Source organism: Streptomyces zinciresistens K42, from assembly GCF_000225525.1.
Lineage (GTDB): Bacteria > Actinomycetota > Actinomycetes > Streptomycetales > Streptomycetaceae > Streptomyces > Streptomyces zinciresistens.
Genome location: NZ_AGBF01000024.1, coordinates 52,064 through 64,112, shown reverse-complemented (window position 1 = coordinate 64,112; position 12,049 = coordinate 52,064). Strand labels below are relative to the sequence as shown.

Annotated in this window: 11 protein-coding genes; 6 read left to right on the top strand and 5 right to left on the bottom strand. The window is 74.9% G+C overall.

What is annotated here, in order from left to right; genetic code table 11:
- Positions 1-89 precede the first annotated feature (89 nt).
- Together SZN_RS42440 and SZN_RS11010 are read left to right on the top strand one after the other, a co-directional pair.
- The gene (locus SZN_RS42440; protein ID WP_007494261.1) at positions 90-1,091 is read left to right on the top strand and encodes a hypothetical protein; all 1,002 of its coding nucleotides are present in this window, start codon (positions 90-92) and stop codon (positions 1,089-1,091) included.
- Positions 1,092-1,155: 64 nt separating this feature from the next.
- The gene (locus SZN_RS11010; protein WP_043729919.1) at positions 1,156-1,782 is read left to right on the top strand and encodes an HAD family hydrolase; all 627 of its coding nucleotides are present in this window, start codon (positions 1,156-1,158) and stop codon (positions 1,780-1,782) included.
- Here SZN_RS11010 and SZN_RS11005 read toward each other — a convergent pair.
- Positions 1,758-2,009 (bottom strand): hypothetical protein, encoded by a 252-nt coding sequence (locus tag SZN_RS11005; protein WP_007494257.1) that lies wholly within the window; start codon positions 2,007-2,009, stop codon positions 1,758-1,760. The genes SZN_RS11010 and SZN_RS11005 overlap by 25 nt on opposite strands.
- Positions 2,010-2,174: 165 nt before the next feature.
- On the opposite strand from SZN_RS11005, the gene SZN_RS43160 reads away from it, so the two are divergent.
- Entirely contained in the window at positions 2,175-2,558 is a 384-nt protein-coding gene (locus SZN_RS43160; RefSeq protein ID WP_007494256.1) for a cold-shock protein, read from the top strand.
- Between the two features lie 17 nt (positions 2,559-2,575).
- Here SZN_RS43160 and SZN_RS10995 read toward each other — a convergent pair whose 3' ends face one another.
- The 4 genes from SZN_RS10995 to SZN_RS10980 all read right to left on the bottom strand — a co-directional run bounded on the left by SZN_RS10995 (position 2,576) and on the right by SZN_RS10980 (position 6,130).
- Positions 2,576-3,475, bottom strand: coding sequence for a 1,4-dihydroxy-6-naphtoate synthase (locus SZN_RS10995; protein WP_007494253.1), 900 nt, complete (start codon positions 3,473-3,475; stop codon positions 2,576-2,578).
- Positions 3,465-4,166 (bottom strand): futalosine hydrolase, encoded by a 702-nt coding sequence (locus tag SZN_RS10990; RefSeq protein WP_078508529.1) that lies wholly within the window; start codon positions 4,164-4,166, stop codon positions 3,465-3,467. The genes SZN_RS10995 and SZN_RS10990 overlap by 11 nt, the downstream gene beginning before the upstream one ends.
- Positions 4,136-4,609 (bottom strand): hypothetical protein, encoded by a 474-nt coding sequence (locus tag SZN_RS10985; RefSeq protein WP_063741747.1) that lies wholly within the window; start codon positions 4,607-4,609, stop codon positions 4,136-4,138. Before SZN_RS10985 ends, SZN_RS10990 begins: the two co-directional genes overlap by 31 nt.
- A gap of 93 nt (positions 4,610-4,702) precedes the next feature.
- Complete coding sequence (locus SZN_RS10980) at positions 4,703-6,130, bottom strand: MFS transporter (RefSeq protein ID WP_007494248.1); 1,428 nt, start codon at positions 6,128-6,130, stop codon at positions 4,703-4,705.
- Positions 6,131-6,442: 312 nt separating this feature from the next.
- Between SZN_RS10980 and SZN_RS10975 the strand changes: the two genes are divergently transcribed.
- The 3 genes from SZN_RS10975 (at position 6,443) to SZN_RS10965 (ending at position 11,952) form a co-directional block, all read left to right on the top strand.
- Positions 6,443-7,369: a DUF3027 domain-containing protein gene (locus SZN_RS10975; RefSeq protein ID WP_007494247.1), complete on the top strand. Its 927-nt coding sequence runs from the start codon at positions 6,443-6,445 to the stop codon at positions 7,367-7,369.
- A gap of 456 nt (positions 7,370-7,825) precedes the next feature.
- On the top strand, positions 7,826-10,948 hold the full coding sequence (locus SZN_RS10970) for a sacsin N-terminal ATP-binding-like domain-containing protein (RefSeq protein WP_007494246.1): 3,123 nt from the start codon (positions 7,826-7,828) through the stop codon (positions 10,946-10,948).
- 245 nt (positions 10,949-11,193) lie between these two features.
- Positions 11,194-11,952, top strand: coding sequence for a hypothetical protein (locus SZN_RS10965; protein ID WP_043729914.1), 759 nt, complete (start codon positions 11,194-11,196; stop codon positions 11,950-11,952).
- The last annotated feature ends 97 nt before the right edge of the window (positions 11,953-12,049 follow it).

Here is a 12,049-nt window from a genome sequence, read left to right as displayed (position 1 = left end):
GTCCCCGGGTCCGCGGCGTCCCACCCGCGCTGCCCTGCGCTAACGTCGTCCCACGGGTTATCCAACGCACCCACCCCGGAGGGGACTTCGTGGGGATCGAGAGCGACCAGGTCGTCTACGAGTATCTGAGCCGCGTCGGCGACGTCGCGCAGCAGCGGCAGTTGCCGTCGTCCACCCGCATGCGCCTGGTCAACGACCTGCGCGGGGAGATCGACCGGCGCCGCGCCGGAACCCCCGTCGACAGCCCCGCCGCCGTCCGCCGGATCATCGCCCACCTCGGCACCCCCGACGACGTCGTCACGGCCGCCGGAGGCGGCGCCGCCCCCGCGCCCCGGACACCGGCCGCCCCCGTGCCCGCCCAGCCCGTCGGCCGCGACCACGACACCGCCGCCGAACGCCCCAAGGGCCTGCGCCGACTCGTACCGCGCCCCCGCCGGGCCGAGCCGGAGACGGCCGACGACGCACCCGCGCCCCCGCATCTGGCGGCCACCCGGGACCCGGCCGACGGCACGCGCCGGGCGGACTGGTGGCGGGTCGACAGCACCCCCTTCGGACCGGGCGAGGACGTGCCCGGCTTCGTCGGCGGCGTCGAGATCCCCGAGATGCTCCGGCACCCGCCCGCCCAGGACAACCCGCGGCCGCCGGCCGAGCAGAAACCCGCCGAACCCGCACCCGCCCCCGTGGAGAAGGCCGCCGCGCCCGGCGCACCCCGCCTGCGGCGCCTGCTGGGCCGCCGCCCGGCCGGCACCGGGACCCGCTGGACCAACCCCCTCCTGCTGCTCGCCGCCGCACTCCTCGTCGCCGGAGCGGCCCTCGGCAACCTGGTCGTCCTGCTGCTGGGCTGGCTCATCGCCTGGGCCTCGCGCCGCCTGAGCGCCGCCGAGACCAAGTGGGCGGTCGTCATCCTGCCCGGCCTCTCCCTCACCGCGGGCGCCGTCTGGCTGTGGGGCCGCACCGCCGGCCGCTGGGGCGACCCCGTCGCCGACGGCCGGACGGGCGCCGCCCTCGCCGAGACCTGGCCGTGGGTGCTGCGCGGCGCGGCCGTGGCGTCGGCCCTGTTCCTCGTGTGGCGCTCACAGCGCCGCCGCTGACCCCCGGCCGCCGACCCCCCGGCCGGGGGACTGCCCGTCAGGCCCGCACCACCCCCTGGGCACAATGGCCCATATGGCACTCACCGTCGGCTTCGACCTCGACATGACCCTCATCGACTCCCGCCCCGGCATCCACGCCTGCTACACGGCGCTCGCCGAGCGGACGGGCACGTACATCGACGCCGATCTGGCGGTCACCCGCCTCGGGCCGCCGCTGGAGGAGGAGCTGGTCAACTGGTTCCCCGCGGACCGGGTCGCCGCGATCGCCGGGCTGTACCGGGAGATCTACCCCGCGATCGCCGTCACCGCGACGCCCGCCCTGCCCGGCGCCGCCGAGGCGCTGGCGGCCGTACGGGAGGCGGGCGGCCGGGCGATCGTCGTGACCGCCAAGTACGAGCCCAACGCCGAGCTGCACCTGAAGCACCTCGGCATCCGGCCCGACGCCCTCGTCGGCGACCTGTGGGCCGAGCGCAAGGCGCGGGCGCTGCGCGAGCACGGCGCGGGCGTGTACGTCGGCGACCACGAGGGGGACATCCGCGCGGCCCGCGCCGCCGACGCGCTGTCGGTCACCGTGGCGACCGGGCCGTTCGACGCCGGTCAACTGGGGGCGCTGGGCGCGGACGTGGTCCTCGACGGCCTGACCGCGTTCCCTGAGTGGCTCGCCGGCTACCTGGCCGCGCCGCGCGCCTGACGCCTCCCGTCCGCGGCGGAGCGGAACACGCCCGCCCCCGCGATGAGGAATCCGACGCCCATGAGCATGCTCAGTCCGAACATGAACGTCGGGAAGGGCGTCGTCCCGAGCAGCAACGGGGCCACCGTGACCACAGTGGCCACGGCGCCGAGGAAGAAGACGACCGCACCTGCACGGATCAGCCGGTCGCCGGGGGCAGCGGAATTCGCTTGGGTTTTGTCACGCACCCCACCAGGGTAGTTCCCTGCGCGAGGGAACGACCGGGCGACGCCTTGTCACCCGCCCGGCGAGCACTAGCCTTGGCACAGGCGGGTCCAGACCGACCCGCCGCAGTGCTCTCAACAGCCGTTTTCAGAAGCATTTTTCCGACGAGTACGAGGACGAGGACAGACGTGCCTACCGGCAAAGTCAAATGGTTCAATAGTGAGAAGGGCTTCGGCTTTCTCTCCCGTGACGACGGCGGTGACGTCTTCGTTCATTCCTCGGTCCTGCCCGCCGGAGTCGACGCTCTCAAGCCGGGACAGCGTGTGGAGTTCGGAGTGGTCGCCGGTCAGCGCGGCGACCAGGCGCTGTCGGTGTCGATCCTCGACCCGACCCCCTCCGTGGCGGCCGCCCAGCGCAGGAAGCCGGACGAGCTCGCCTCCATCGTCCAGGACCTGACGACCCTCCTGGAGAACATCACGCCGATGCTGGAGAAGGGCCGCTACCCCGACAAGGCGTCCGGCAAGAAGATCGCCGGTCTGCTGCGCGCGGTCGCGGACCAACTCGACGTGTAGACCGCGCGGACACCGGGTCACCCGGGCGGATTGCCGGTGTCCTCCGGGGACCGGGAGAAGTCCGGGGCCCCGGGGAAGTCCAGGGCCCCGGGGCCGAGGGGCGGGAGCAGTCCCTCGGCCGCCGCGCGGGTGAGCAGTCCGCGGACGGCCGCGTAGCCGTCGTCGCCGAGGTCGGCGGTGAACTCGTTGACGTACAGGCCGATGTGCTGGTTGGCGACGGCCGGGTCCATCTCCTGGGCGTGTTCCATGACGTAGGGGCGCGCGGTCTCGGGCTCCTCCCAGGCGGCCCGTACGGACGCGCGGATCGCGTCGGCGAGCCGGGTCAGGGTGCGGGCGCCCAGCGACCGCTTCGCGATGATCGCGCCCAGCGGGATCGGCAGTCCGGTCGTGTCCTCCCAGTGCTCGCCCATGTCGGCGAGCCGGTGCAGCCCGTAGTCCTGGTACGTGAAGCGCGCCTCGTGGATGACGAGTCCCGCGTCGACCTTCCCGTCCCGCACGGCGGGCATGATCTCGTGGAACGGCATCACCACGATCCCGCCCACCCCGCCGGGCACCGTGTCCGCCGCCCAGAGCCGGAAGAGCAGATAGGCCGTCGACCGCTCGCCGGGCACCGCGACCGTGCGGCCGGTGAGGTCGAGCCCGGCCTCCCGGGTCAGCACCAGCGGGCCGCAGCCGCGCCCCAGGGCGCCGCCGCAGGGCAGCAGCGCGTAGGTGTCGAGGACGTGGGGCAGCACGGCGTACGACACCTTCAGGACGTCGGACTCGCCGCGTTCGGCCATGCCGTTGGTGATGTCGATGTCCGCGAAGGTGACGTCCAGCCCGGGGGCGCCGGGCAGGCGGCCGTGGGCGAGGGCGTCGAAGACGAAGGTGTCGTTCGGGCAGGGGGAGTACGCGATCTGCAGCGGCTCACTGGTCATGTGGGTTCCAACTCCGGAGGACGGGCGCGAGCTTCCCGAAGGCGTCCCCGAGGGCGGCCAGGGCGTCGCCGATGCGCCAGGCGGCCCGGTCGCGGGGGCCGACGGGGTTCGAGACCGCGCGCAGTTCCAGCACGGGTGTGCCGTGGGAGGCGGCGGCCTCGGCCACGCCGAAGCCCTCCATGGCCTCGGCGAGGGCGGTGGGGTGGCGTGCGCGCAGGTGTGCGGCGCGGGCGGCGGTGCCGGTCACGGTGGAGACGGTGAGGACGGCGCCGGGGCGTGCGCCGGTGGCGGCCGCGACCGCCGCGACGAGGGGCGCGGGCGGGCGGTGGGTGACGGTGCCGAAGCCGAGGTCGGTGACGGGCAGGAAGCCGTCGGGGGTCTCGGCGCCGAGGTCGGCGGCGGTGATCTCGTCGGCGACGACGAGGGAGCCGAGGGGGGCGTGCGGGGCGAAGCCGCCGGCGATGCCGGCCGAGACGACCAGGCCGTAGGGCCTGCCGGCGAGGGCGGCCCGGGTGAGGGCGGTGGCGGTGCTCGCGGCGGCGCGCGCGGGGCCGACGCCCGCGGCGATCACCTGGGCGCCGGGCAGGGCGAGGCCGTGGGCCACCGCGTCCCGTTCGGCGGGGACGGCGGTGGCCACGAGGACGCGGACGACGGACGTGGTCAGCTGTCCTTCTTGAGCTTGAAGGTCCACAGGCCCGTCACGTCGCGCTCGCCCTCCTTGACGGAGACCAGCGTCGAGTTGCCGCTGGCGCCGTACTGGGCGTTGAAGAACACGCTGCCGGGCACGGTGCGGTAGGTCTTGGTGCTGGCGTCGGTGAGCGGCTGGCCGTTCATGAGGATGGTCCAGCCCTTGTCGGCGATGTCCGGGTCGACGCCGAAGCGCACGGTCTCGTCCGGGTCGACGGAGATGGACTTGATGTCCGTGTTCTTCAGGCACTGCGCCAGTTCCGCGGGCTTCAGGGCGTTGCCCTCGCCGCCGCAGGTGGCCTCCGAGTTCACGGAGGAGGTGCCGACCGTGATCGTGGCCATCGGTGTCGGCTTGTCGCAGGCCGACAGGACGAGCAGTCCGGCGGAAACGGTGCCGGCGGCGGCGAGCGCGCGGCGGCGTCGCACAACGGATTGCAGCGTGGTCATGGGCGAAGGCTATCGGGCGCGTGTGGCGCTCTCTCCATGCGGGGGCGGCGTGCCGTGCGCGGTGCGGGCGGAAAAAGCGGGGGGCGGGCGGCTTCAGGCGACCCGGGGCCGGGTGTGTCCGCCGTGCCGTGCCGAACCGATCAGGCCCTTGACGGTGGTCAGCCAGCCGGTGGCGACGATGGCTGCGCCGATGAGCAGTCCGAACGAGCCCTTGAGGGGCAGCACGATGCCGATCGCGCCGCCGAGGACCCAGGCCATCTGGAGCAGGGTCTCGGAGCGGGCGAAGGCGGAGGTGCGGACGAGTTCGGGGACGTCCCGCTGGATCAGCGCGTCCAGCGAGAGCTTGGCCAGCGCCTGCGCGAACCCGGCGACCGCGGCCAGGCCGGCCACCATGACGGCGCCGAAGAAGACCGCGGCGGTGATCGCGACGCACAGGACGAGGCCCACGACGGCGACGATGATGATCTCCGGTGCCCGGGAGCGGAACCAGGCGCCGACGGCGGTGCCGAGGGCGTTGCCGGTGCCGGCGGCGACGGCGACTATGCCGAGGGAGACGGCGGCGCTCTGGCCGGACATCGGGTGCTCGCGCAGCAGGAACGCCAGGAAGAAGATCAGGAACCCGGACAGGCAGCGCAGGGCCGCGTTGGCGCCCAGGGCGTGGGTGACGGCGATGCCGACGGTGCGCAGTCCGGGGCGCTTGACGGGCCGGCGGTGCGGGCCGTGCAGGTGCTGTTCGTCGGCGGCGAGCAGGGCGGTGTCCTCGCCCTTGGCCGAGTCGACCTTGTGCGGCAGGGTGAAGGACAGGAACGTACCGGCGATGAAGATCACGAAGGCGCCGAAGAGCGGCCAGCGGGGGCCGAGGGCCTGGAGCCCGGCGCCGATGGGTGCGGCGACACCGGTGGCGAGGAGTCCGCCGAGGGTGACCCGCGAGTTGGCCTTGACCAGGGAGAAGCCCGGTGGCAGCAGCCGGGGCACGACGGCGCTGCGCACCACCCCGTACGCCTTGGAGGCGACCAGTACTCCGAGTGCGGCCGGGTACAGCTGGAGGTCGCCGCTGACGACGGCGCTGGACAGGACCAGGGCGAGCAGGGCCCGCGCGAGCATCGCCCCGGCCATGGCGGCGCGGCGGCCGTGCGGGAGGCGGTCCAGGAGGGGGCCGATCACGGGGGCCAGCAGGGTGAAGGGCGCCATGGTGATGCCGAGGTAGAGGGCGACGCGCCCGCGTGCCTCGTCGGTGGGGACGGAGAAGAACACGGTGGAGGCGAGGGCGACGGTGATCATGACGTCGCCGGCGCCGTTCACGCCGTGCAGTTCGATCAGTTTGCCGAGGCCGGACTCGCCGGCGCCGTGCGCGTGGGTCGCCTTGCGGATGCCCCGGGCTGGGCCGGTGAAGGGGAGGCGCAGGGCGCGGCCGACCGCGCGGAGGGAGCCGCGCCTCCGGCCCGTTCCGCGGCGTCGGTTCCGGCCGCCCTTGCCGCCGCCGATGCCGGTGGCGCCCTGGGGCGTCCTCGCGGTTGCCACGACGCAATAGTGCCCCGAGATGGGGGTGGGTAGTGCGGTGACGGCGCGTATGGTCCACGGTCCGGGCCCGTCCGGGCCGCTCGGGCGGGGTGCGGGACGCGCCGCGGAGCGCCGAGAAGCTACGTCGGTGTAGGCCCAGCGGCCGCGAACAGGTAGCGTGCGTATCTCAGCCATCCCGCACAATGGATGACGTAGGTGCGCCCGAGCGCGATTCGGATGCGGACGTCGACGCGGCCCACAGGTCCGCTCCGTTCGCTCCGCCGCCTTCAGGCAGCCGCACCCGAGTGACGGCGTAGGAGAGAAGCGATACCTGTGAGCGCAGCGACAACGCGAAGCCGCACCCCCGACCGTCTGTGCGCCGAGGCGGTCGATCTCGCCCGCGGTGCCGCCGAGGAGGCCGCCGCGCCCGGTGTGGTGGGTGAGCACGCGGGTCTGGTCTCCGAGGGCGACCGTGTCGTCACGCACTTCTTCGCGTGCAAGGAGTTCGGCTACCGCGGCTGGCGCTGGGCCGTGACGGTGGCCCGCGCCTCGCGGGCGAAGTTCGTCACGCTCGACGAGGTGGTGCTGCTGCCGGGTCCGGACGCGCTGCTGGCGCCGGAGTGGGTGCCGTGGAGCGAGCGGCTGCGCCCCGGTGACATGGGTCCGGGTGACCTGCTGCCCACGGACGCCGAGGATCTGCGGCTGGAGCCGGGCTACTCCGGTGAGGACGAGCCGGGGCCGAACTCGCCGCTCTCGCACGAGATGGCGGACCTGGTGGAGGCGGAGGACGCCGAGATCACCGGGGGCACGCCCGTGCTGCCGCTGCCGACGACGCCGTCCCGGGGCTCGATCGCGTCCGTCGCCGACGAGCTGGGCATGCGCCGGGCCCGGGTGCTCTCCCGCTACGGCCTGCATGTCGCCGCGGACCGCTGGGAGGAGTCGTTCGGCGCGAAGACCCCGATGGCGCAGGCGGCTCCGGCCTCGTGCGTCAGCTGCGGTTTCCTGTCCCCGATCGGCGGTTCCCTCGGCCAGGCCTTCGGGGTCTGCGCCAACGAGTTCTCCCCGGCGGACGGCCGGGTGGTGGCCCTGACGTACGGCTGCGGCGGGCACTCGGAGGCGGCGGTCATGCCGACGCCGCCGCGTCCGCCGGAGCCGGTCGTCGACGAGACCCGGGTGGACCCGTTCCCGCTCCGCCCCTCACCCGGCTCGGACCCGGTCCCGGCGGCCGACGAGAAGCCGGCGGAGCCGGGGCACGCGTAGGTTCCGGCGCGGGTCGGCGCCGGTTCTGACGCGGGTCCGCGGGGTTCTGGCGGGGCTCCGGCGTGGGTCCGCGGGGCTCCGGCGGGGTCCGCGGGGTTCTGGCGCCGGTCCGCGCGGTCCGCGGGAGGGGTCGGTGCCGGGCGGGCGGCGTGTCGCCGGGCGGCCGGGACGTACGGCGTCGGCGTTCGCCGGGTCCGGGCGGCTCCGGCGCGGTGGCGTGCGGTGCCCGGCGGAACCCGGACAGCGGACCCCGCCCACCCCGGTGGACGAGGGCGCACCCCTCCCGGCGAGAGCCGTCAGCCCCCTTCCGGCCCGGCCTCCGAGCCGTCGGTCCCGTGGTCGGCGCGGGGCGGGTGGCACCCGGCGCCGGGGCGGCCGGGCGGGCCGTGGGCGTGGGCCGCGGGGGGTTTCCCGTCGCGGTACCTTCATGGTCACGCCGACGAGGAGAGTGGCATCGTGAGCAAGTTCGTGCGGCCCGCTGGTGAGGGCGCGGACCCGTTCGGTACGGCCCGTCTGCGTCGTGGTGTGCTCGATGCCTGGGCCGCCGGCCCGGCCCGCTTCCGGGAGGACGCCAACGCCGAGGAGGACCTCGTCCTCGGCGGGTACCGGGACCGGCTCGTCGTGGAGCTGGCGCAGAACGCCGCCGACGCCGCGGGCCGGGCCGGGGTGCCCGGCCGGCTGCGGCTGACCCTTCGCGAGGGTGTTCTCTTCGCCGCCAACACCGGCGCCCCGCTGGACGCGGCCGGCGTCGAGTCGCTGTCCACGCTGCGCGCGTCCGCGAAGCGGGACACGGACTCCGTGGGCCGCTTCGGCGTCGGTTTCGCCTCCGTGCTCGCGGTCACGGACGAGCCCGCCGTCGTCGGCCGGCACGGCGGTGTGCGGTGGGCGCTCGCCGAGGCCCGGGACCTGGCCCTGGAGACCGCGGGCGGCAGCGCGGGGCTGGGCGAGGAGATCCGGCGCCGCGACGGCCATGTGCCGCTGCTGCGGCTCCCCTTCGCCGCCGAGGGCACCGCCCCCGACCCGTACGACACCGTCGTGATCCTGCCGCTGCGCGACACCGCCGCCGCCGGTCTCGCCGAGCGGCTGCTGCGCGCCGTCGACGACGCGCTGCTCCTCGCCCTGCCCGGTCTGGAGGAGGTGGTGATCGAGGTGGGCGACGGCGAGCCCCGTACCGTGCGCCGCCGCGCCGACGGCCCCTTCACGGTCGTGGAGGACTCCGCGGGCGGGGTCACCCACTGGCGTACGGCCGCCGCGGGCGGTCCGCTGGGTCCCGAACTGCTCGCCGACCGGCCGGTCGAGGAGCGTCTGCGCCCGCACTGGTCGCTGACCTGGGCGGTGCCCGTGGACGCCGCCGACGGCACGCCCGCCCGGCCGCGCACGGCGCCCGTCGTGCACGCGCCCACCCCCAGCGACGAGGCCCTCGGGGTGCCGGCCCTGCTCATCGCCTCCTTCCCGCTGGACACCACCCGCCGGCACGCGGCGCCCGGCCCGCTCACCGACTTCCTCGTGCAGCGCGCGGCGGACGCCTACGCGGAACTGCTCGCGCACTGGCGCCCGGTGGACGCGGGCCTCATCGACCTGGTGCCGGGCCCGCTGGGCAAGGGCGAACTGGACGGCGCGCTGCGCCAGGCGGTCCTGGAGCGGCTGCCGCGCACGTCGTTCCTGCCGCCCGCCCTGGAGCCGCCCGAGGACGACGCCGAGCTGCCGCGGTCGCTGCGGCCGCGGGAGGCCGAGGTCGTCGAGGGCGCCGGCGCGGACACCGTGCGGGTGCTGGCCGAGGTGCTGCCGACCCTGCTGCCCGCGGGCCTGGAGCGGCGCGTGGAGCTGCGCACGCTCGGGGTCGCCCGGGTGCCGCTGGCCGACGCGATCGACCGGCTGGCCGGGCTGGAGAAGGAGCCCGGCTGGTGGCGGCGGCTCTACGACAGCCTCGCGGGCGTCGACCCGGACCGGCTGTCCGGGCTGCCGGTGCCGCTGGCCGACGGCCGCACCACCATCGGCCCGCGGCAGGTGCTGCTCCCGTCCTCCGACGGCGCTTCCGTCGAACCGGAGACGCTGGCCCGGCTCGGCCTGAAGGTGGCCCACCCGCAGGCCGCGCACCCCCTGCTGGAGAAGCTCGGCGCCCTGCCCGCCACGGCCCGCGCGGTGCTGACGACGCCTCAGGTCAGGGCGGCCGTCGCCGCCTCGCTGGACGACGACGGCGGGCTGGACTGGGAGGAGGACGCCCCCGGCGCCGAGGAACTGGCCGACACCGTCCTCGCGTTGGTGCGCGACGCCGGACTGGAGCCCGGTGACGAGCCGTGGCTCGGCGCGCTGGCCCTCCCGGACGAGGAGGGGGAACTCGCGCCGGCCGGTGAACTCGTCCTGCCCGGCAGCGCGTTCGCCCAGGTGATGCGGGAGGGCGAACTCGCCTTCGCCGACGCGGAGCTGGCGCGCACCTGGGGCGAGCAGCCGCTCGCGGCCTGTGGCGTGCTGGCCGGCTTCGCCCTCGTACGCGCCACGGACGTGGTGCTGGACCCGGACGAACTGGAGCCGCGCGAGGGCGACTTCGCCGAACCCGACGACGCGGGCCTGCTGGACGCCGTCGACGTCTGGTGCGAGGACATCCTGGACCGGTTCCCGGACACGCCGGTGCCGCCGGTGGCCACCGAGCTGATCGCCGTACGCGACCTCGATCTGGTGGACGACGACAAGTGGCCCCAGGCCCTGGCGATGCTTGCCCGGCCGCCGCTGAGGGACGCGCTGACCCAGCAGGTGCGGATTCTCCTGCCGGACGGCACGCACGAGGTCGTACGGCCTTACACCGCCTGGTGGTTGCGCGGGCAGCCGGTGCTGGACGGCCGCAGGCCCGCCGGACTGCTGGCCTTCGGCGGCGACCCGCTGCTGCGGGGTCTGTACGACGAGGCGGACGCGACCGGGTTCGACGACGAGCAGGTGCTGCGGGCGCTGGGGGTGCGCACCTCCGTCGCCGCGCTGCTCGACGAGCCGGGCGGGGCCGCCGAGCTGCTGGACCGGCTCGCCGACCCGGCCCGCTCGGTCACCGCCGCGCAACTGCACGCCCTCTATGGGGCGTTGGCCGACCTGGACCCCGACCAGGTGACTCTGCCGGACGAGCTGCGGGCCGTGGTGGACGGGCGGGTCGAGGTGGTGGACGCGGCCGGGGCGGTGGTCGTGGACTCCCCGGACCTGCTGCCCTTCACCGCAGGTGTCCCGCTGCTGCCGGTGCGGCCCGCGCGGGCCGCGGAGCTGGCCGAGCTGTTCCAGGTGCGGCGGCTGAGCGAGTCGGTCACCGGGGAGGTGACGAGCGAGGGCACCGCGCACGAGGTGCCGGAGCCGGTGCGGGTGCTGCTGGGCGCGCGCACGCCGGCGTCGTACGCCGAGCACGGCGAACTCGTCGTCGACGGCGTGGAGATCGACTGGCGGCTGGCCGACGACGGCACGCTGCACGCCTCGACCCTGGAGGGCGTGGCCGCGGGCCTGGCCTGGGCGTCCGGCCAGTGGCCGCGCCGCTTCGAGGTGGCGGCCCTCCTGGAGGACCCGTCCCGCACCCCCGAACTGGCCCGTGACCGCTGGTTCGACTGACCTCCGGACCACCCGCCGGGGTGGTCCGTCCGCCGCGGACGGCGGGAGGCAGCCGTGCCCCCGCCCCACGGCCGTCCCCGCCCGCACACGTGGGTACGAGAACTTCACGAGTCGTACAACCTTTCGCCCCCTTCGGTGATCTGATCACCGAGCCAACAGGCTCGACGATCACTCGGGACCCGGTCGCGCGCCGCGTGCCACGCGGCGCGACCAGGGCCGGTCCCCCTTCTCCCCGTGGGGAACGCATGCGCATTCGAGCCACCGTGGCCGCCGTCTCCGGCGCCCTGGCCCTGTCCGCCCTGGCCGTCCCGGCAGCACAGGCCGACTCCGGCGTCGGCGACACGACGATCACCAAGGTCGTCGTGGACGGCGACAACCGGCTGAACGTGGGTGTTTCGAGCCCGAAGACCATCAAGGTCAGCGTGACGGCGCGGGACGACTCCGGCATCCGGGGCGCGGACGAGTTCACCCTCACGGGCCCCGACTACGGGTACTTCTCGACCTCCAGGCCCACCTGCACGGCGACCGGGTCCACGACCTCCACGTGCACCGCGTCGTTCCTGGTGGACCCGAAGGTGGACTACCTCACCAACGCCTCCGCCGGCACCTGGTACGTCGACGCGATGGTCGACGCCGAGGACGGCGACTTCATCTGGAAGGAGAAGGCCGGCTCCTTCATGTTCCAGCGGGCCTCGCAGCTGACGGTGAACGCCTCGCCGGAGCCGGTGAAGAAGGGCAAGCCGATCACGGTCACCGGCAAGCTCTCCCGCGCCGACTGGGAGAGCCTCAAGTACCGCGGCTACACGGGCCAGTCGGTGAAGCTGCAGTTCCGCAAGAAGGGCAGCAGCACCTACACCACGCTGAAGACCGTCAAGTCGAACGCGACGGGCGACCTGCGCACGACGGTCACGGCGGGCCAGGACGGCTACTTCCGCTACTCGTTCGCGGGGACCACGACCACCGCGGCCGTCAGCGCCGCGGGTGACTACGTCGACGTGCGGTAGCGGCATGTGTCGCGAACTCCCGGGCGCGGTCCGGGGGTTCGTGACGAAGGTCACCCGGTTTTCCGCGCGGCCGGACAACCGCGGCCGCCGGGCGCAT

Coding starts and splice junctions, on each gene's coding strand:
- SZN_RS11010 (WP_043729919.1), top strand. CDS start 1,156: ATGGCCCATATGGCACTCACCGTCGGCTTCGACCTCGACATGACCCTC.
- SZN_RS10965 (WP_043729914.1), top strand. CDS start 11,194: ATGCGCATTCGAGCCACCGTGGCCGCCGTCTCCGGCGCCCTGGCCCTG.
- SZN_RS10985 (WP_063741747.1), bottom strand. CDS start 4,609: ATGACCACGCTGCAATCCGTTGTGCGACGCCGCCGCGCGCTCGCCGCC.
- SZN_RS10995 (WP_007494253.1), bottom strand. CDS start 3,475: ATGACCAGTGAGCCGCTGCAGATCGCGTACTCCCCCTGCCCGAACGAC.